The following is a 19,764-nucleotide window of genomic DNA, read 5'->3' on the forward strand; positions in this document are numbered from 1 at the left end:
CACAGTTTTCGCCGTCACGCGGCGTGTCCGCGCCCGGCCGCCCGCCGGGAGCCTCACCGCGCACCACCCCGCGACCCCCGTCGCGAACGCCCAACGGGACTGACCGGCCGGTCAGTTGTCGACAGACCGGCGAAGGGTCATACTGCTCGCGTAGCCCTTCACGCATCCCCCGTCGTGAAGGGCTACATTGACGCCCGGACGACCGGCTCCCGGCGTCGGCGGACCCGGGAGAACCCAGCATGAGCGGCGCGGACCGGGCACGGACGACCACGACGGCGGCCCGCGCGGACCGGCCGGGCAGGACCACCGCTACGGCCCGCACGGTCACCGACGTCCTCCAGCCCCGCAATGTCCTGCTCGCGGGAATGCTCGGCACCGGAGTGGCCTCGGCCGGTCACTGGACCGGACTCCTCTGGGGCTTCCTCGGCGCACTGTGCGCCGGGCTCGTACCCGCCGGGTACATCGAGTGGGAGCGCAGGCGCGGCACCTGGGGCGACCGCCATGTCGTGGACCGCACCCAGCGGGCCCCCATCTTCCTGGTGATCCTCGGCTCGCTCGGCACCGGCGCGCTGATCATGGTCCTGGGGCACGCCCCGCGGGGCATCCTGATCGCGATGATCTCCCTGTGGGTGATGACGACCGTGCTCCTGGCGGTGAACACCGTCTGGAAGATCTCGGTGGACGCGGCCGTCTCCTCCGCCGTGGTCGCCCTGCTCTCCGTGGTGCACTCGCCGTGGTGGCTGACCGCGGGCACGCTGACCCTCGCCGTGTGCTGGTCCCGGGTGGCACTGCGCTACCACTCGGTGGCCCAGACGGTCGCGGGGGCCTCCCTGGGCGCGGCCACGGCGGCCGGTTTCCTCTTCTCCTGACCCGGGCGGGTCCCGCCCCCGATTGCGGGCCCGCTCCGGAGCCGGTTACGTGGACGAAGGGGCCGTGCGGGGATGCACCGGAGGTACGCGGATGGCCGGGAAACGGAAGAGCTCCAGGGCGGGTCTGCTCCTGAGCCTGGGGAGCAGCGCACTCGCGGTCGTCCGCGCCGTCCGGCAGATGCGCCGGATCCGGGGCACGCAGGACACGCTGAGCACCGTCAACGCAGCGGCGGGGCTCCTGCCCCTGATCACCTCCGCCCTGCTCATCCTGCGACGGCTGCGCCACCGGTCACCCCGGCCCGGCCATTGAACGGGTCCCGTTCCGGGTACGAGTGAGCCGTGCCGACATTCGAGATCACCACCGCGAGCGCCGACGACATGGGAACGCTGGGCGAGTGGGCCCACGCCGAGGGATGGAATCCCGGCCTCGGCGACGGACACGCCTTCTTCGCCGCCGATCCCTGCGGCTTCCTGATCGGGCGGCTCGACGGCGAGCCCGTCAGCTCCGTGTCCGTCGTGCGCTACGGGACCTGCTTCGGCTTCCTGGGCTTCTACCTGACCAGGCCGTCCCTGCGCGGCCGGGGATACGGGATGCGGGTCTGGCGCGCGGGCATGGCCCGGCTCTCCGGACGCACGGTCGGTCTCGACGGCGTCCCCGCCCAGCAGGACAACTACCGCAGGTCCGGCTTCCACGCCGCCTGGAGCAACGCGCGGTACGAGGGCGTCGTGCCCGTCGGCGTCGCTCCGCCGAACGGCGTCACCCTCGCCGACGCCCGCACCCTCCCCTTCGCCCGGCTCACCGCCTACGACCGGCGCTTCTTTCCCGAACCGCGCGACAGCTTCCTCGCCCAGTGGATCACCGCGCCCCGGCACACGGCACTGTGCGCGGTCCGCGACGGCGAGCTCGTGGGCTTCGCCGTGCTGCGCGCCTGCCGGGAGGCATCCCGGATCGGACCGTTGCACGCCGATTCACCGGATGTGGCCGCCGCCCTCGTGAGCGCGCTGGCCGCCGCCGCACCGGACACCCCTGTCGCGATCGACGTCCCCGACGTCAACCCGCCCGCCGTGCGCCTCGCGGAACAGCTCGCTCTGACCCCGTCCTTCGACACGGCCCGGATGTATGCGGGTCCCGTGCCGGAGATGGACCGGACGGGCATGTTCGGCATCACCAGCCTCGAACTGGGCTGAGGCACGCCGGAGCGGCCGTCCGGCGGCGGTGCTCAGTGCTCCCGGGCCCGCGAGGCGACGATCGCGATGTCGTCCTCCGCCATGGCCCCGAACCGGTCGACGGCCTGGTCCAGCAGGTCCTCCAGCCGCCCGCTCGCCGGGAGGGTGAGGCGGGTGAGGCGTTCGACGGAGACGTCGATGTCCTCCCCCCGGCGCTCGACCAGGCCGTCGGTGTACATGAACAGCACCGTCCCGGCCTGACACGGCACCGTCGTCGACCGGTATCCGCCGAAGCCCGTGCCCAGCGGGGGCCCCGCCTGCAGGTGGGCCACCCGCGCGCCGGACGGCCCCGGATCGATGAACACCGGCGGCAGATGGCCCGCGCTGGCCACCTCGCAGGTCCCGGCCCGCCGGTCGACGACGGCCAGCAGGCAGGTCGCACCCCGGTCGAGGCCGGACCGCTCGACCGCCCCGTCGAGCCGCTCCAGAACGCGGTGCGGCGGCAGGCCGTCCTCGGCCAGGAGACGCAGCAGCGAGCGGTAGTGGTTCATGGCGACGGCGGCCTCCACCCCGTGGCCCATCACATCGCCGATCACCTTGAGATGGCGTCCGTCCCCCAGCGGGATGGCGTCGAACCAGTCGCCACCCACCAACGCGCCCTGACCGGCGGGGAGGTAGCGGGTCGCGATCTCGATGCCCCGGTCGGGCAGCCGCGGCTCGGAGAGCAGGGAACGCTGGAGCTCCCGGGCGACGCCGTGCTCGCGGGCGTACCGGCGGGCGTGGTCCACGTCGACGGCGGCCCGGCCGGCCAGCGCGCGGGCGATGACGATGTCCTGGCCCTCGCTGAAGGGGGGCGAGTCCCCGGCCCGCAGAAGGCTGAGGACACCCAGCGGACTCCCGCGCGTGGTCAGCGGGACGGCGACCGCCGAGTGCAGGCCGACGGCGCGATAGGCGGCGACCCGCTCGGGAGTGGGCGCGGCGCGGCTGAGCTGCTCGTCGCCGAAGAGGTTCTCGATCACCGGCGAGCCGGCGGCCAGGCAGCGTGGCACCGCCGAGTCCTCCTGGTACTCGATCTCCGAACCGGCTCCGCCGAACTGGTCGATGGAATCGCGCAGTTCCGGAATCGCGGCCATCCCGGCGCGCAGCAGCCGCAGGCGCCCCGGTGTCGGCCGCAGCACCGAGAGGCGCTTGTCGACGTGGAAGATCTCGACCGCGGCGACATCGGCCAGCGCGGGGACGACGAAGTCCGCGAGTTCCTGGCAGGTGGTCATCACGTCGAGCGTCGTACCGATGCTGCCGGCCGCGTTGTCCAGGAGAGCCAGATAGCGCCTGGCCCGTTCGAGCTCGTCCTCCTGGTTCTGCACGGCGCTGATCTCCAGCGTGATCGCGACGAGCACCCGCGCCCGGCCGTCCCCGCCCATCCGGTGGTACGCGGCGCGCCAGTAGCGCCGTTCCGGGGCCAGGTCCGACCAGGTGCGGCCGCTCGCGGTGACCTCGCGGGCCCGTCCGTCCGCCAGCACCTGCCGCAGGACGCCCATGCGCACGTCGGCCTCCGGCAGCACCTCGGCGGGGGTCTTCCCCAGATGTGCGGCGGCGGGCACCCCGTTGAGCCGTTCGAGTGCCGCGTTCACGTACAGATAGCGCAGCTCGTCGTCGAGTACGGCCACCCCGGCCGGGGTGCCGCCCACCAGTGCGGCCACTGCCTCCGCGTCGAAGGGCGGCGGAACGTCGGCGTGCTCGTGGGCGGGCAACGGAGCCTCCAGAGGTGCGGGTGGGAAGGACAGGAGGCGAACGGAGTCACGACCTGCCCGCGCACCCGGGCCCTCATCGTCGGACGCCCCACCCCGCCCCGCATCTCCGCGCGCGCTGTCCGTCCGTCCCGCTCCGGTGCACGGCGTCCAGGGACAGCGTCCCCTCGGACGCCGGGGCGCCCGGCGGGAGACCGAACGCCGTCCCGATCCGGTCCGGTACCGGGGTCAGTCCCAGCAGCCCGGTCACGAGGGTGCTCGTCAGGTGGTGCCAGGCCGGGGCGCGGCGGAGCATCGCATGGTCGCTGCCGGGGATCGTGACCAGGCAGGTGCGGGCGCCGGCGCGCCGGGCCCTCGCAGTCAGCGACTGCGACGCCTGGGGGCTCGTCACCCGGTCCCGGGTGCTGTGCAGCAGGACCACGTCCCGCCCCGCGAGCTGGGTCACCGGGTCGCCGGGCGGACACCACGGGGCGAGGCCGACCACCGAACGGACCAGCGGATGACCGGCGGCGTGGAGCGCGGCACGCGCCCCCATGGAATGGCCGACGAGCACCACGGGGATGTCTCCCGCCTCCTGCCGCAGGGCGTCCAGGGCCGCCACGGCGTCGTGCAGCGGATCGGCACGGGTGCCGTTCCAGCCGCGCCGCGTGTAGCGGACGGTGCGCACGCGTATCCGGGAGCCGCCGCGCCCCCCGGTCCCGCCCCGTGCTCCTGACTCGACGCGTACGGCACGGGCCACCGCACGGGCGATCGGCAGCATCCGCAGGCCGGGCAGATTCATCACGCCGGGCGCGGGCGGCGTGAGGCCCGTCTCGTAGCCGCCGTGGAGGATGAGAACCGCCGCCGACGGCGAACGTTCGGCCACACGTACCTCCAGATCGGGTGCGGAGCCGTCGCCCGCACTCTCCCCATATTCGGTGCCGGAGGGTGTACGGATGGGTCGAACCTGCCGATGCGGGGAAAGTGCCGTGTCACCGCACGAGGCACGGATCCGTGCGCACGGCCACTCCAGGGAGTTTCGACATGGCATCAGGACCGCGGATCGGCGACACCGCAGAGGATTTCACCCTGCCCGGCGGCATGCTGTCCGACGACTCCTTCGAGCGCCGGGACTACACCCTGTCCGGCGCCCGCGGACGGGCCGTCGTCCTCGCCTTCTACCCCGGCGACAACACGTCCGTCTGCACCAGGCAGCTGTGCTCCTACTCCTCCGGGTTCGAGACCTTCGAAGGGCTCGACGCCGAGGTCTGGGGCATCAGCCCACAGGGTGTGGACAGCCACGAGTCGTTCGCCCGCTCCCACGGACTGCGCATGCCGCTCCTGGCCGACGAGGGGCGGGAGATCGCCAGGGCCTACGGCGTCACGGCGCCCGGCATCGGCGTACGGCGTTCGGTCTTCCTGATCGGTCCGGACGGTGTGCTGCGCTGGAAGCACGTCGCCCTGCTCGGGGCCACGTTCCAGTCGCTGGACACCCTTGCCGAGCAGATTTCCGGCATCAAAACCGCCTGAAGACTGCCGGAACCCGGCAGTACCCCTCACCGGTGCTTCATGGGATCATCCAGTCAGTTCGACGGAAACATATCGGGGGAAATTCGAAGGTCGGGGGAGTGATCACGTGACCATTTTTCTCGGTCTCGGCATTGCGGGAATCGTTCTTCTCACGCTCTCCCTGATCTTCGACGGAATCCTCGAAGGACTCTTCGGTGACGCCCTGGGCGGACTGCTGAACGGTTTCTTCGACGGTCTGCTCTCGCTGCCCGTGATCGCCGGCTTCCTCTCCATGCTCGGCTTCGGCGGCGCGATCGTCCTCGGCACCACCGACGTGGGTGCTCCCGTCGCGGTCGCGGCGGGAGCCGTGGCGGGGATCGTCGCCGCCTGGCTGACCTGGAGGCTCAGCAAGGCCCTGATGCGGGACCAGACCACCGCCACTCCGCGCGGCGAGGACCTCATCGGCACCTCCGGGTCCGTCGTCACGCCGATCCCGGCCGACGGCTACGGCGAGGTCCTGCTGCGCCTCGCGGGCCAGACCGTCAAGTTCTCCGCGAAGAGCGCGGTCCCGGTCGAGCGCGGCGCCGAGGTCTGGGTCGAGGCGACGCTCTCGACCACCTCGGTCACGGTCCGCCCCGTCGAGCGCTGACCCGCACCCGCCCGATTCCCGCACAGCCCGCACAGTCCGAACAAAACTGCCGCCCCCTCGGGAGGCAGGGGGGACACCACTCATGAGTCCAGTAGTGATCGCCGTCATCGGCGTAGTCGTGCTCGTCGTACTCCTGGCCCTCGCGGTCATCACCCGCTACAAGGTCGCGGGGCCCAGCCAGGCCTTCATCATCACCGGCCGCCGCGGCAAGAAGTCCACCGATCCGGTGACCGGCCGCACCAGTATCGACAACAGCGGCCAGAAGGTCGTCGTCGGCGGTGGCGTCTTCGTCGTGCCGTTCGTCCAGCAGAAGTTCACCCTGGACCTCTCCAGCCGGCACATCCCCGTCGCCGTGCGCGGCGCCGTCACCCTGCGCGGCGTGAAGTCCAACCTCGAAGGTGTCGCGATCGTCAAGGTCGGCGGCAGCGAGGACGCGATCCGGGCCGCCGCCCAGCGCTTCCTGCAGCAGCAGAACGGCATCGTCGGCTTCACCCAGGAAGTGCTCTCCGGCGCCCTGCGCGCGATCGTCGGCCGGATGTCCGTCGAGGACATCATCCGCGACCGTGCCGCGTTCGCCGGCCAGGTCGCCGAGGAGGCCGAAGCCAGTCTCTCCGGCCAGGGCCTGATCCTGGACGCCTTCCAGATCCAGGACATCACGACCGAGGGCTCCTACCTGGAGGACCTCGGCCGTCCCGAGGCCGCCCGCGCCAAGCAGGAGGCCGACATCGCCGAGGCCATCGCCCGGCGTGCCTCGGAGCAGGCCCGGCTGAAGGCGGCCGAGGAGATCGCCATCGCCGAGCGGACGTTCTACCTGAAGCAGGCCGAGATCAAGGCCGAGACGGAAGCCGCCGCGGCCAAGGCCAACGCCGCGGGCCCGCTCGCCGAGGCCGCCCGGCAGCAGGAGGTCCTCGCCGAACAGGAGAAGGTCGCCCAGCGCCAGGCCGCCCTGACCGACCGCGAGCTCGACACCAAGGTCCGCAAGCCGGCGGACGCCGCCCGCTACCAGGCGGAGCAGGAGGCCGAGGCCCGTCGTATCGCCCAGGTCAAGGAGGCCGAGGCGGACGCGGAGCGCTCCCGCCTGACCGGTCAGGGCGAGAAGCTCCACCGCTCGGCCCTCGCCGACGCCGTACGCATCGAGGGTGAGGCCGAGGCCGCCGCCATCGCCGCGAAGGGTGCGGCCGAGGCCGAGGCCATGCACAAGAAGGCCGACGCCTTCGCCCGGTACGGCGACGCGGCCGTGCTGCAGATGCTCGTCGAGGTGCTCCCGCAGGTCGTCGCCAAGGCGTCCGAGCCGCTGAGCGCCATCGACAAGATGACGGTCATCTCGACGGACGGCGCCAGCCAGCTGTCCCGCACGGTCACCGACAACGTGGCCCAGGGCATGGAGCTGCTGAGCTCGACCACCGGCGTCGACCTGGGCGCACTGCTCCAGAACCTCAAGGGCAGGACGGGCGGCGGCGCGGCGTCCGAGGCGGCAGCCGTCTCCGTACCGCAGCCCACGGCCCCGGACAGGAACAGCAAGATCGAGGTCACCGACTGACCCGCCCCTGCTGCACGGGCCCGGCGGCGATCGTCCACCGCCGGGCCCGTTCGCGTCCACCGGCCCCGGCAGGTCCTACCCGGTCGGCGACGTTTTCCCCCCGGCCGCCGGGCGCTCCCGCCCGGCCGGAGTCCTGATCATCGCCGTGCCCGTCGGGGCTCGCCGCGGCACGGATCCGGCCGGCCTTCCGCGAACACCCCGGTGCCCTGCGCCGGACCCTCACCCGCCCCCGCGGCCCGGCGGCCGAAACTCGCCGCCGGTTAGGGTAATGGGCGGCTAAAGAGATCATCAAAAAGCGCCGGATCGCCGCGCTCCTCGGGAGGACGTCATGGGAACCCACCGCACATCACTGCCGGGAGTCGGCGTGCAGTACGACTACACCACCGAGTCGGGACAGCACATCTCCGTGGTCGTGCACCACGACGGACGGCGTTTTCTCGGGTTCTACGAGAAGGACGACCCTGATTCGTGCCTGCTCTCCGTACCCCTGACCACCTCGGAGGCCACCGGGCTCGCGCATCTCATCGATGCCGCTCCGATCGACGCGGTGCGGACCGAGGGGATCGATCTGGTCACCGAGCACATTCCGCTCGGGACCCGCTCCCCGTACGGCGGGCGGCTGCTCGGGGAGACGAAGGCGCGGACCCGGACGGGTGCGTCGATCGTGGCTGTTCTGCGTACGCACAGTGCGCATCCGTCCCCCGGGCCGGACTTCCGGCTGGCCATCGGGGACACGCTCGTTGTTGTTGGAACGCGTGAGGGCGTGGACACGCTCTCCGAGATCATTGCGGAGGGCTGACCGTGCACGACACGACTGCACTGCTGGTGGAGCTGGGCTCCGTCATTCTGGGGCTCGGCATCATCGGGCGCTTCGCCGGGCGGGTCGGGCTCTCGCCGATCCCCCTGTACCTGCTGGCCGGTCTGGCCTTCGGTGAGGGCGGGCTGCTGCCGCTCGGTGCCAGTGAGGAGTTCACCGCCATCGGGGCGGAGATCGGCGTCATCCTCCTGCTCCTCCTGCTCGGACTCGAGTACAGCGCGTCCGAGCTCGTCACGAGTCTCAAGACGCAGTACCCGTCCGGGGCCGTCGACTTCGTGCTCAACGCGACGCCCGGTGCGGCAGCCGGTCTGATGCTCGGGTGGGGGCCCGTGGGGGCCGTGGCGCTGGCCGGGGTCACCTGGATCTCGTCGTCCGGTGTGATCGCCAAGGTGATGACCGACATGGGGCGGCTCGGCAACCGCGAGACACCTGTCATCCTCGGTGTCCTCGTCATCGAGGACCTGGCCATGGCCGTCTACCTCCCGCTGCTCACCGCGATGCTGGCCGGGGTCGGCCTGGCCGGTGGCAGCATCGCCCTCCTGATCGCGCTCGGCACCGTCGGGTTCGTGCTGTACCTGGCACTGCGGCACGGACGCCTCATCAGCCGTGCGGTGTCCTCCGACAATCCGGAGATGCTGCTGCTCGTCGTCCTCGGGCTCACCGTGCTGGTGGCCGGAGTGGCGCAGCAGCTGCAGGTGTCCGCGGCCGTCGGCGCGTTCCTCGTGGGTATCGCCCTGTCCGGTGAGGTCGCCGAGGGCGCCCGCAAGCTGCTGACACCGCTGCGGGACCTGTTCGCCGCCGTCTTCTTCGTGTTCTTCGGTCTGTCCACCGACCCGGCGGAGATCCCGCCCGTGCTGCTTCCGGCGGCGCTGCTGGCGATCGTCACCGTCTTCACCAAGATCGGCACCGGCTGGTACGCGTCGCGGCGGGCCGGGATCGGTCCCCGGGGCCGTTGGCGGGCGGGCGGCACGCTCGTGGCACGTGGCGAGTTCTCCATCGTCATCGCCGGTCTGGCCGTGGCGACGGAGCCGCGGATCGGGCCCATCGCCACCGCGTACGTGCTGATCCTCGTGATCGTCGGACCGCTCACCGCACGCTGGACCGAGCCGGTCGCCTCCAAGCTGCAGGCCAAGCTGGCCGGCCGGGGGAAGAAGCCCGCACCCGCGGTCGCGCGTGACGAGCCGATGCCCTCGCACGACGACCTCACGCCGGAGCACGCCGGTCGCGACACCGACTGAACGGACCGGGAAGAAGGACGGGGGCGGCGAGCCACGGCCGAGGCGGACGCATGTCCGTCGCGGACCGCTCGCCGCCCCCGTCCCCGTTCCCGCGCGTGAACCCGATCCTCCCGAGCCGATCGGAGCGGTCCACGAGTGAGGCGTCCGGGCGGTGGAGGGGCAGCCCCGGCGGCCTGTCCGAGGCAGGGTCACCCGGTGCGCGAGCACCCGCGAGCGCCCCTTCCACGAGCGCCCCGTCCACTGGCCGGCCGGCCACGGCAGGGCCGGCACGCTTACTTCTACACCGCTGTAGAGTCTGAGGGGTTCCGCACCGCACGCACCGCAACGTATGGAGACGTCATGGCCCTGTGGGATCGGATCAAGGAATCCGCGTCGACGATGCAGACGCAGCTGGAAGCGAAGAAGAACGACCTGAAGAGCGGGGCGTTCCGGGATGCGAGCATGGCCATGTGCGCCCTGGTCGCCGCTGCCGACGGTTCCATCGACCCGTCCGAACGCCAGCGCGTCGCCGCCCTGATCGCGGGCAACGACGTCCTGCGCAACTTCCCCGCGGACGACCTGCAGCGCCGCTTCAACGACTACGTGGACAAGCTGACCGCGGACTTCGACTTCGGCAAGGTCGGCGTGCTCCAGGAGATCGCCAAGGCGAAGAAGAAGCCCGCCGAGGCCCGGGCCGTCATCCAGATCGGCATCGTCATCGGCGGCGCCGACGGCGACTTCGACCCGTCGGAACAGGCCGTCGTGCGGGAGGCGTGCTACGCGCTCGACCTGCCGCCGCACGAGTTCGACCTGTAGGACAACTCCCCCGTACGGCACGGCACTTCCGCCGCCGTACGCTCCGTACCGCCGGACGGCCGCGGGCCACCCACCCGCGGTCCGCATCCGGCAGGCCGGGGGCGCCGCACCCCCCTGTGCGCCCCCGGCCACCCCTCTGCCCCGGTCAGAGCTCCTTCGCGGGCCAGTCGAGCAGCTGGGCACCGATCACCGCGGTCTGCAGGGTGTAGCGGTGCGTCGGGTCGGACGGGTCGGAGCCCGTCAGCTGGTGGATGCGCTCCAGCCGGTACGTCAGGGCGCGCACGCTGAGCGACAGCCTGCGGGCCGTCTCCGCGGCGACGCACCCCGCGTCGAAGTACACCGACAGGGTCTGCAGCAACGGTTCCGCGCCACCCCTGGCCTCCTTGAGCGGGCCGAGCTCGCTGCGCACCAGGTCGGCCATCGCCTGCCGGTCACGCGTCAGCACCGGATAGACCAGCAGGTCGGCGGCGTACAGCACCGGCTCGTCGAGCCCCATCCGCTGCGCCAGGTCGAGCGCGTCGAGTGCCTCGTCGTACGAGTGGACCACCCCGCCGGGGCCGCGGTGCGGGCGGCCCACCGCCACCTGCCCGCCGTCCGTCGCGGCGTGCGCCTGTTTGGCGAAGTACCGCAGGACGTCCGGCTGGCTGCCGGGCGCGATGCACACGAGCCGGCCGTCCTTCGTGGTGAGCAGGATCTTCCGGCCGCTGAAGCGTGCGAGCAGGGCCGCCTCCACGCTGCGGGGCACGGTGTCGGTCTCGGTGTACGCCTCCGGGCCCGACGCGACCGCGACGGCGTGCGCCCGCGAGAGCCGCAGCCCGAAGCGTGTGGCGCGTTCCGCGAGACGGCCCAGGTCGCTGCGCCCGTACAGCAGGTCGTCGATGAACTCCCGCCGCGCCGCCTCCTCGCGCCGCACCGTGAGGCGCTGCGCCCGCTCGAAACCCTCCGCGAACGCGTCGACGGCCTGCTCCACCGCCGCCAGCACGGCGTCGGTGGCGGTCGCACCGGCCCCGATCGCTCCACGCGGCCAGGCCGAACGCGTCGCCGACAGATGGAGGTTCACCAGGGCACGCAGCTGGTGGCCCGCCTCCGCCGCCTCCCTGCCGAGGGTGCGCCTGGTCTCCAGCTCGTCGCGCGTGAGCCGACGGCCCGTCTCCGCGACCTCGGCCAGGACGCGGGCATGGTCCCCCAGGAACTCCTGGGGGATCTCCGGCTCCGCCACGGTGCACTCCTCCGTACGTGTGTCTGCGCCCTCGTACCGCCAACGCACCGGGCGCGATGCCGGTGCCCGGCAGGGTGATCTCACCAAGTTTGCCGGAATCCGGCAATGCGCGGACACTCCCCCGGCTGACACCATCTGGTCAGCAGCACACGGGGGAAATCACGGGGGTCACGGGGGACGCACGGGGGAGAAGAACCGGACGCTGCGGTGCCGTTCACGGTGTCGCGGCGCCGGTGCCCTCCGGCTGCCGGCCGGCCCCCCGAACCCCGCAGAGACGCACCGAGTCGCAGGGGGGGTGGACCGGATGACCGAATTCCTTTCGGCGGCACTCACCTTTCCGGCCGTTCTCTTCGGTGCCGCCCTGGTGGTCGTCGTCTGCTTCTGGCTGCTGGTCCTCGCCGGGGCCGCCGCGTACGACACCTTCGACTCCGACCTGGACGCCGACGCGGTCGGCGTCGGTGGGGTACCGGTCGCCGTGTCGGTGTCACTGGCCGTCGTCGTGTCCTGGTTCATCAGCCTGACGGGATCGGCCCTGGTGGTGCGCAGCGGTGTCACCGGCACCGCGCGGTCCCTGCTCCACGTCGTCGTGCTGGCGGGAGCCCTGCTGATCGCCTGGGGGGCAGTCCGCATGCTCGTACGCCACTTCCGCAGGTACTTCCCGGCGGAACCTCCTCCATCGCGACAGGACTTCCTGGGGCGGGTCTGCACGATCCGTACGGGTTCCGTCACTGCCGACTTCGGGCAGGCGGAGGTCGCGGCGGCCGACGGTTCGACCGCGATCGTGCAGGTACGCCTGCTGGAGCGGCCGTCCGCGCCCGGGGGCACCCCCGGCGGTGACTCCGCCGGCTCCGGTGACGTGTTCGTGGCGGGCAGTGCGGGGCTTCTCTACGCGTACGACGCGGAGGGCGAGTTCTTCTGGGTGTCGCCGTACGACGCCGCGCTCGACCCGGGACCGCGACCGCTGCCGCGCGCGGCCGGCTGACCCGCCCCGCGTCCGACGCCCAGGGTCCCCGGGCCCCTGGTTCCGCATGCCGCCGTCACACGGTGCGCCCTTCCTTCTTCTTCCTTATCCCACCAGCCGCCAAGGACTGACATGGATGCCATCTCCTTGGGCGTCGGCGTGCTCATCGCCGTCGTCCTGCTCATCACGCTCGCTCTGCTCTTCGTCGTCACCCGCCTGTTCCGCAAGGTCGAACAGGGCAAGGCGCTGATCATCTCCAAGACCAAGAAGGTCGACGTCACCTTCACCGGTGCGGTCGTCCTGCCGGTGCTGCACAAGGCCGAAACCATGGACATCTCGGTGAAGACCATCGAGATCCGCCGCACCGGCCGCGAAGGTCTGATCTGCCAGGACAACATCCGCGCCGACATCCACATCACCTTCTTCGTCCGGGTCAACAAGACCGTCGAGGACGTCATCAAGGTGGCCCAGGCCATCGGCACGGAACGGGCGAGCGACAAGGTCGCGATCCAGGAGTTCTTCGCCGCGAAGTTCTCGGAGGCGCTCAAGACCGTCGGCAAGCAGCTCGACTTCGTCGACCTGTACACCAAGCGCGAGGAGTTCCGGGACCGGATCATCCGGGTCATCGGGACCGACCTGAACGGCTACCACCTCGACGACGCCGCGATCGACTTCCTCGAGCAGACGCCGATGGCACAGCTCGACGGCGCGAACATCCTGGACGCCCAGGGCATCCGGAAGATCACCGAGCTGACGTCGATCGAGCACGTGCGGACCAACGAGTTCCAGCGCACGGAGCAGAAGGAGATCACCCGCCAGGACGTCGACGCCCGCGAGACCATCCTGGAGCTGGAGCGCCGGCAGGCCGAGGCCGAGATCAAGCAGCGCCGCGAGGTCGAGACGCTGCGGGCCCGCGAGGAGGCGGCCACCGCCCGGGTGCAGGAGGAGGAGCGGCTCGGTTCGCAGAGCGCGTTCATCCGTACCGAGGAGCAGCTCGGCATCCAGCGGGAGAACCAGGCCCGTGAGGTCGCGGTCGCGCAGAAGAACCGTGAGCGGGTCATCGCGGTGGAGAACGAGCGCATCGAGAAGGACCGGCTGCTGGAGGTCATCGGGCGCGAGCGCGAGACCGAGCTGAACCGGATCGCCGCGACGAAGGAGGTCGAGGCCGAGCGCCGCGAGGTCGCGGACGTGATCCGGGAGCGGATCGCGGTGGACCGCACGGTCGCGGAGCAGGAGGAGTCGATCCTGACGCTGCGGGCCGTCGAGGAGTCGGAGCGCACCCGCAGGTCGGTCATCATCGCGGCGGAGGCGGAAGCGCAGGAGAAGCTGGTCAAGGACATCAAGGCGGCCGAGGCCGCCGAGGTGGCGGCGACGCACCTGGCGGCGGAGCAGCTGACGCTCGCGGAGGCCCGGCTGAAGACCGCCGAACTCGACGCGCAGGCGAAGCTGCGACTCGCGGAGGGCATCCAGGCCGAGACCGCCGCGGTGGGGCTGGCGGACGTCCAGGTCCGGGACGCGGAGGCCGACGTCACCGAGAAGGCCGGACTCGCGGAGGGCCGGGCGACGGAGGCTCGGCTCAGGGCCGAGGCGGAGGGCTCGCGGCTCAAGGCGCTGGCGGTCGCGGAGGGTACGCACGCCCAGGCGGCGGCGGACGCGGCGGTGCTCGGCGAGAGGCTGAAGGCCGAGGCGGAGGGGCTCACGCAGAAGGCCACGGCCATGGCGGCGCTGGACGACGCGTCGCGCGGGCACGAGGAGTACCGGCTGCGGCTGGCCGCGGAGAAGGAGATCCGACTGGCGGAGTTCGACGTGCAGCGGCAGGTCGCCCAGGCGCAGGCCACGGTGCTCGCGACGGGGCTGGAGAACGCGGACATCGACATCGTCGGCGGCGACTCGGTCTTCTTCGACCGGATCGTCTCGTCGATCTCCCTCGGGCGGAGCGTGGACGGGTTCGTGGAGAACTCGAAGACCGCGCAGGCCCTGGCGGGTCCGTGGCTGGACGGCAGCGGGTCGTTCACGGACGACCTGACCCGGGTGCTGGGGTCCGTCTCCACGGGGGACGTGCGGAACCTGACTGTGTCGGCGCTGCTGACGCAGCTGATGCGGGCGTCGTCGGGGGCGGGCGCCGGGCAGGTACGGCAGCTGCTGGCCGCGGCGGAGGAGCTGGGGCTGGCGGGGATGACGGTGTCCTCGTTGACGGGGGCCGGTGACGGGTCCGCGGAAGCCGGCGGCGGGCCCGCGGCTCCTCCGGTGTCGCGGAACGGGGCGGCCGTGGGGTAGTCGGGGCGGGTCGTCCCCGGGCGCAGGGCGGGCCGGGTCGGCCTCGGGCGCCCGGGGCCGGGCGGGTTGTCGGACGTAGATGTCTTGTAGGGAGCCGTACGCATGGACCGCGACACCACACCCACCGACACCGGTGCCTACGAGGTGCTCCGGCGGCGGCTCGACGGGCAGGCCGCCGAGCTCGTCCGGCGGGCCGAGGCCCTCAACGCGCGGCGGACCGAGGAGTTCGGCTCGACCGGGCTGCGGCTGCTCGCCACCGAGCAGGTGGTCACCGAGCAGGCGTCCACCGCCCGGGACCTCGTCGCCGTGGGCGGCCGGCTGCTGTTCGGCTTCGAGCGCGGGCCCGGGGCGGGCGGGGAGCCGGCCGTCGGTGACGTGATCCTCCCGCGGGGTCCCGGGCTGGAGGAGACGGACGCCGGGCTGCTCACCGACGAGGCCTTCGTCCGGGAGTTCGCCGGGTTGCACCGCTACTACCGCGGCGCCCGGCTGCTCCGGCTGCGGCGCGTCAACGGCAGGCTGCTCGCCGTCTTCCGTACCGGCGAGACCGCCGAGGACATCCGTGTCCTGCGCTGGGCGCTGGGTCCGGACGGCGCACCCGGGGCGTTCCTGGACGCCCGGGGGGACCGGGACCACGTGTTCCCGCCGTCGCACGATGTCGACTGGGTCCCGGCGGGCCGGGACACGCACGTGCCGGGGCGGCATCCGCACCTCGCGATCCGGGACACGGTCTTCGTCGACACGCTGGGCGGCAGCCTCACCGTCAAGACCGTGAACGACACCGGTTCCCCGGACGGGATCTACGAGGAGCCCGTCGACGAGCCGCTCCAGTCCCTCGCGGACGCCGACGTCGAGTACGCGGAGGCGGGACCGCTGATCCTGCTGCGGGTGCGCCCGTACAAGGAGGAGGGCCGGCGCCACCTGGTCTTCAACACGCTGCTCTCCACCGTCCGGAGGCTCGACGCGATCGGACCGTCCTGCCACCGGCTCCCCGAGGACCAGGGGATCATCTTCCCCGGCGGCTACTACCTCACCACCGGGGCCGCCAAGACCTTCGACACCGCGGAGGAGCTCACCGACCCGGTCTTCGAGGGCGCGGTCCGCTCGCCCAACGGTGAGGACGTGCTGTACGTCTTCCGGGACCGGGACGAGAGCCGCACCCTCCTCCTCCCCTACAACCTGATCCGCCAGGAGGTCGCCACCCCGCTGCTCGGCCGCGGTCACGCCCTCCTCGACGACGGCACCCTGATCCTCCTCAAGGACGGCGGCGAGAGCGGCGACGGGCCGGGCCGCGTCCACCCGGTGCAGCGCTGGCAGACCCCGTACGTCTCCGACACCTACGCCGCCTCCCGCCCCGTCGGCACGGGTCCGCTCGCCCGGACCGGGAACGCCGACCTGGTGCGCGGGATCTCCGACTGCCTCGCCCTGGCACACGGTGTGCGGGACATGACGCCGACCACCGCCGTGTACGGGCAGCTGGTCGCCGACTGCACCCGGGCCGGCGACCGTTACCACTGGCTGGCGGACCCCGAGCTGGGCGCGCTCGCCGAGCCGCTGGAGGAGCTGCGGGCCACCGCCCACCAGGTCCTGGCCGAATTCGAGACGGTGCAGGAGCTGACCCGGCAGGCCGCCGACGCCCTCGCCGCGACCACCGCCCGGCTCACCGCCCTCGTCCGCCGCATCCGCGGCGAGGCACCGCGCTCGGCCGCCGCCTGGGTGGCCCAGCTCACCGAACTGCGCCGCGCCCACGGCCATGTGGCGACCCTCGCCGAGATGCGGTACGCCGACACCGGCCGGATCGCCGACCTCTCCGCGGAGACCGAGCAGGACCTCGCATCGGCCGCCCGGCGGGCCGTGGCCTTCCTCGCCCGGGAGGACGCCTTCACCGGCTACCACGAGGACCTCGCGCAGCTCACCGGGGCCGCGGGCGCGGCGGACAGTGTCGCCGCCACGGCGGCCGTCGCGGACCGGCTGACCGGGATCACCGAGGGCCTCGGCACCGTGACGGACGTCGTCACCGGGCTCGACATCGGTGACGCCACCGTCCGTACGTCGATCCTGGAGCGGATCGCCGAGGTGCTGGCCGGCGCCAACCGGGCCCGCGCGACGCTGGACGCCCGCCGCGGGGAGCTGCTGTCCCGGGAGGGACGGGCCGAGTTCGCTGCCGAGTTCGCGCTGCTCGGGCAGGCCGTCACGGGAGCGCTGGCCGCCGCGGACACCCCCGAAGCCTGCGACGAGCAGCTCGCGCGGCTGCTGCTCCAGCTGGAGAACCTGGAGTCCCGGTTCGCGGAGTCCGACGGCTTCCTGGGCCGGCTGGCCGAGCGGCGTACAGAGGTGTACGAGGCGTTCTCGGCCCGCAGCCAGTCGCTGCAGGATGCCCGGGCCCGGCGGGCGGAGCGGCTCGCGGACTCGGCGAACCGGGTCCTGGGGACCGTCGCCCGGCGGGTGGCGTCGCTGGAGGACCTGGACGCCGTCCACACGTACTTCGCCGCCGACCCCATGGTGGCCAAGGTCCGCCGCACCGCCGACGAGCTGCGGGGGCTCGGCGAGCCGGTGCGCGCCGAGGAGCTCGACGGGCGGCTGAAGGCGGCCCGGCAGGAGGCCGGGCGGGCACTGCGCGACCGCGGCGAGCTGTACGCGGACGGCGGGGCGGTGGTCCGGCTCGGCCGGCACCGGTTCGCGGTGAACACCCAGCCGTTCGATCTGACGCTGGTCCCGTCCGGAGACGGGCTCTCCTTCGCGCTGACCGGCACGGACTACCGGGCCCCGGTCACCGATCCGGAGTTCGCGGCGGCCCGCCCGTACTGGGACCAGCTGCTGCCGTCCGAGTCGGCGGGCGTCTACCGCGCCGAGCACCTGGCCGCCCGCCTCCTGGACGAGCACGGCCCGGACGCCCTGGGCGACGTGACGGACCTCGCCGCGCTCGTACGCGAAGCGGCCGCGGCGGCGTACGACGAGGGCTACCGGCGCGGCGTGCACGACGAGGACGCCACCGCGATCCTGGCCACCCTGCTGCGGCTGCACTCCGGCGCGGGCCTGCTGCGCTTCCCGCCCGCCGTGCGCGCGGCGGCACAGCTCTTCTGGACGTACGGGGCGGACGACGCCCGGCGCACCTCGTGGACACGCCGGGCGGTGTCGCTGGCGCGCGCCCGTGACACGTTCGGGCTCGCCCCGGCCGTCACCGCGCTCCAGGAGGAGTGGGCGGCGGTCATGGGTTCCGGGGACGCCGTCGCCGCGTACCTCTTCGAGGAGCTGACCGGCGGGCCCGCCGGGTTCGTCACGGGTACCTCCACCCGCACGTTCCTCGAGAAGTTCCGCCGGGCCACGGGCACCTCGGCGTACGACGAGGATCTGGCGGCCCTGGCCGACGACCTGCCCGCCCGGCGCCAGCTGGTCGAGGGCTGGCTCACGTCCTACGCCGCCGCCTGCGGCGCGGAGGTGGACGACGGCGATCTCGCCGAGGCCGTCGCCGTGGAGCTGTGCCCACGGCTGGAGCGCTACGAGTGCGATGCCCCGCTGACCGCGACGGTCGAGGGACTCCTCGGCGACCACCCGCGGGTCGACGGGGGGAGGCTGCCGGTGCGGCTGGACGAACTCCTCTCCCGTACCGCCGAGTTCCGCACCGTCACCGTGCCCGGTTTCCGCGCGTACCAACGGCTGCGCACCACCCTGGTCGCGGCGGAACGCACCCGGCTGCGCCTGGACGACCACCGGCCGCGCGTCATGTCGGCGTTCGTGCGCAACCGGCTGCTCGACGAGGTGTACCTGCCCCTCGTCGGCGACAGCCTCGCCAAGCAGCTCGGCACCGCCGACGCGGACCGGCGCACCGACTCGCAGGGGCTGCTCCTCCTCGTGTCGCCGCCCGGCTACGGCAAGACGACACTCATGGAGTACGTCGCCGACCGGCTCGGCATGGTGCTCGTCAAGGTCAGCGGACCGAACCTCGGCCACGACGTGACCTCCCTCGATCCGGCACAGGCCCGCGACGCCACCGCACGCCGGGAGGTCGAGAAGATCAACTTCGCCCTGGAGTCGGGCAACAACACCCTCCTCCACCTCGACGACATCCAGCACACCTCGCCCGAGCTGCTCCAGAAGTTCATTCCGCTCTGCGACGCCACCCGCCGGGTCGAAGGGGTGCGGAACGGCGAGCCGCACAGCTACGACCTGCGGGGAAAGCGGTTCGCGGTGGTCATGGCGGGCAATCCGTACACCGAGTCCGGGGACCGGTTCCGGGTTCCGGACATGCTCGCCAACCGGGCCGACGTGTGGAATCTGGGCGAGGTGCTGAGCGGCCGGGAGGACGTATTCGCGCTGAGCTTCGTGGAGAACGCCCTGACCGCCAACCCGGTCCTCGCCCCGCTCGCCGGCCGCTCCCGGGAGGACCTCGCCCTCCTCGTGCGGCTGGCCTCCGCCACCGGTACCGGTGCGCGGGCGGACCGCCTCGAGCATCCCTGCACGCCTGCCGAGCTGGACCGGATCGTCTCCGTCCTGCGCCATCTGCTCACCGCCCGGGACACCGTCCTCGCGGTGAACGCGGCGTACATCGCGTCGGCGGCACGGACCGACGCGACGCGCACCGAGCCGCCGTTCCGGCTGCAGGGCTCGTACCGCAACATGAACAGGATCGCCGAGCGGATCGTGCCCGTCATGAACGACGCCGAGCTGGCGGCCGTCGTCGAGGACCACTACGCCGGCGAGGCGCAGACCCTCACGTCGGGCGCCGAGGCGAACCTGCTGAAGCTCGCCGCACTGCGCGGCACCCTCACCCCGGAACAGGCGGACCGCTGGGCCGCGATCACCGCCTCGTACGTCCGTACCCAGGCGCTCGGCGGCCCGGACGGCGACCCCATGACGCGGGCGGTCGCCGCCCTCGGGCTGCTCGCGGACCGCATCGCGGCGGTGGAGGCCGCGATCGGGCGGGCGGCCGACCCGCGCCACCTCCTGGCGGGCCCTGCCGACCGCCGGGGCCACAGCGACTGACACAGAGAGGACAAGG

Annotated in this window: 15 protein-coding genes; 12 read left to right on the top strand and 3 right to left on the bottom strand. The window is 72.6% G+C overall.

Translation table 11 applies throughout. The features are described from left to right. Positions 1-239 precede the first annotated feature (239 nt). The 3 genes from OG927_RS15685 (at position 240) to OG927_RS15695 (ending at position 2,057) form a co-directional block, all read left to right on the top strand. Positions 240-869, top strand: a complete 630-nt coding sequence (locus OG927_RS15685) for a phosphatase PAP2 family protein (protein WP_330320334.1) — start codon at positions 240-242, stop codon at positions 867-869. 91 nt (positions 870-960) lie between these two features. After that, positions 961-1,179 (top strand): hypothetical protein, encoded by a 219-nt coding sequence (locus OG927_RS15690; RefSeq protein ID WP_330320335.1) that lies wholly within the window; start codon positions 961-963, stop codon positions 1,177-1,179. A 68-nt stretch (positions 1,180-1,247) separates the two neighbouring features. Continuing rightward, complete coding sequence (locus tag OG927_RS15695) at positions 1,248-2,057, top strand: GNAT family N-acetyltransferase (protein WP_381552072.1); 810 nt, start codon at positions 1,248-1,250, stop codon at positions 2,055-2,057. A gap of 32 nt (positions 2,058-2,089) precedes the next feature. Here the strand turns inward: OG927_RS15695 and OG927_RS15700 are convergent, their stop codons facing one another. Beyond that, positions 2,090-3,787 (bottom strand): SpoIIE family protein phosphatase, encoded by a 1,698-nt coding sequence (locus OG927_RS15700; RefSeq protein WP_330320336.1) that lies wholly within the window; start codon positions 3,785-3,787, stop codon positions 2,090-2,092. Between the two features lie 73 nt (positions 3,788-3,860). Continuing rightward, entirely contained in the window at positions 3,861-4,649 is a 789-nt protein-coding gene (locus OG927_RS15705; protein ID WP_330320337.1) for an alpha/beta hydrolase, read from the bottom strand. A gap of 158 nt (positions 4,650-4,807) precedes the next feature. Here OG927_RS15705 and OG927_RS15710 point away from each other — a divergent pair, with 158 nt between their 5' ends. The 6 genes from OG927_RS15710 (at position 4,808) to OG927_RS15735 (ending at position 10,311) form a co-directional block, all read left to right on the top strand. Further along, positions 4,808-5,293, top strand: a complete 486-nt coding sequence (locus OG927_RS15710) for a peroxiredoxin (RefSeq protein ID WP_056793260.1) — start codon at positions 4,808-4,810, stop codon at positions 5,291-5,293. A 106-nt stretch (positions 5,294-5,399) separates the two neighbouring features. Continuing rightward, entirely contained in the window at positions 5,400-5,921 is a 522-nt protein-coding gene (locus tag OG927_RS15715; RefSeq protein ID WP_056793259.1) for an NfeD family protein, read from the top strand. Between the two features lie 82 nt (positions 5,922-6,003). Continuing rightward, positions 6,004-7,461, top strand: coding sequence for a flotillin family protein (locus OG927_RS15720; protein ID WP_330320338.1), 1,458 nt, complete (start codon positions 6,004-6,006; stop codon positions 7,459-7,461). Positions 7,462-7,789: 328 nt separating this feature from the next. Beyond that, the gene (locus OG927_RS15725) at positions 7,790-8,260 is read left to right on the top strand and encodes a cation:proton antiporter regulatory subunit (protein ID WP_056793257.1); all 471 of its coding nucleotides are present in this window, start codon (positions 7,790-7,792) and stop codon (positions 8,258-8,260) included. Between the two features lie 2 nt (positions 8,261-8,262). Then, positions 8,263-9,516 (top strand): cation:proton antiporter, encoded by a 1,254-nt coding sequence (locus OG927_RS15730; protein ID WP_056793256.1) that lies wholly within the window; start codon positions 8,263-8,265, stop codon positions 9,514-9,516. 339 nt (positions 9,517-9,855) lie between these two features. Beyond that, positions 9,856-10,311, top strand: coding sequence for a tellurite resistance TerB family protein (locus tag OG927_RS15735; RefSeq protein ID WP_056793255.1), 456 nt, complete (start codon positions 9,856-9,858; stop codon positions 10,309-10,311). A 145-nt stretch (positions 10,312-10,456) separates the two neighbouring features. On the opposite strand, the gene OG927_RS15740 is transcribed toward OG927_RS15735, so the two are convergent. After that, positions 10,457-11,530, bottom strand: a complete 1,074-nt coding sequence (locus tag OG927_RS15740; RefSeq protein WP_330320339.1) for a PucR family transcriptional regulator — start codon at positions 11,528-11,530, stop codon at positions 10,457-10,459. A gap of 304 nt (positions 11,531-11,834) precedes the next feature. Between OG927_RS15740 and OG927_RS15745 the strand changes: the two genes are divergently transcribed. The 3 genes from OG927_RS15745 (at position 11,835) to OG927_RS15755 (ending at position 19,748) form a co-directional block, all read left to right on the top strand. Then, positions 11,835-12,512, top strand: a complete 678-nt coding sequence (locus OG927_RS15745) for a hypothetical protein (RefSeq protein ID WP_330320340.1) — start codon at positions 11,835-11,837, stop codon at positions 12,510-12,512. 111 nt (positions 12,513-12,623) lie between these two features. Further along, the gene (locus tag OG927_RS15750; protein ID WP_056793253.1) at positions 12,624-14,768 is read left to right on the top strand and encodes a flotillin family protein; all 2,145 of its coding nucleotides are present in this window, start codon (positions 12,624-12,626) and stop codon (positions 14,766-14,768) included. 102 nt (positions 14,769-14,870) lie between these two features. Next, positions 14,871-19,748 (top strand): DNA repair ATPase, encoded by a 4,878-nt coding sequence (locus tag OG927_RS15755; RefSeq protein WP_330320341.1) that lies wholly within the window; start codon positions 14,871-14,873, stop codon positions 19,746-19,748. Positions 19,749-19,764: the final 16 nt, after the last annotated feature.

The sequence above is a fragment of the Streptomyces clavifer genome (assembly GCF_036345975.1).
Lineage (GTDB): Bacteria > Actinomycetota > Actinomycetes > Streptomycetales > Streptomycetaceae > Streptomyces > Streptomyces clavifer.

Coding starts and splice junctions, on each gene's coding strand:
- OG927_RS15710 (WP_056793260.1), top strand. CDS start 4,808: ATGGCATCAGGACCGCGGATCGGCGACACCGCAGAGGATTTCACCCTG.
- OG927_RS15720 (WP_330320338.1), top strand. CDS start 6,004: ATGAGTCCAGTAGTGATCGCCGTCATCGGCGTAGTCGTGCTCGTCGTA.
- OG927_RS15755 (WP_330320341.1), top strand. CDS start 14,871: ATGGACCGCGACACCACACCCACCGACACCGGTGCCTACGAGGTGCTC.
- OG927_RS15745 (WP_330320340.1), top strand. CDS start 11,835: ATGACCGAATTCCTTTCGGCGGCACTCACCTTTCCGGCCGTTCTCTTC.
- OG927_RS15690 (WP_330320335.1), top strand. CDS start 961: ATGGCCGGGAAACGGAAGAGCTCCAGGGCGGGTCTGCTCCTGAGCCTG.
- OG927_RS15685 (WP_330320334.1), top strand. CDS start 240: ATGAGCGGCGCGGACCGGGCACGGACGACCACGACGGCGGCCCGCGCG.
- OG927_RS15725 (WP_056793257.1), top strand. CDS start 7,790: ATGGGAACCCACCGCACATCACTGCCGGGAGTCGGCGTGCAGTACGAC.
- OG927_RS15735 (WP_056793255.1), top strand. CDS start 9,856: ATGGCCCTGTGGGATCGGATCAAGGAATCCGCGTCGACGATGCAGACG.
- OG927_RS15695 (WP_381552072.1), top strand. CDS start 1,248: ATGGGAACGCTGGGCGAGTGGGCCCACGCCGAGGGATGGAATCCCGGC.
- OG927_RS15750 (WP_056793253.1), top strand. CDS start 12,624: ATGGATGCCATCTCCTTGGGCGTCGGCGTGCTCATCGCCGTCGTCCTG.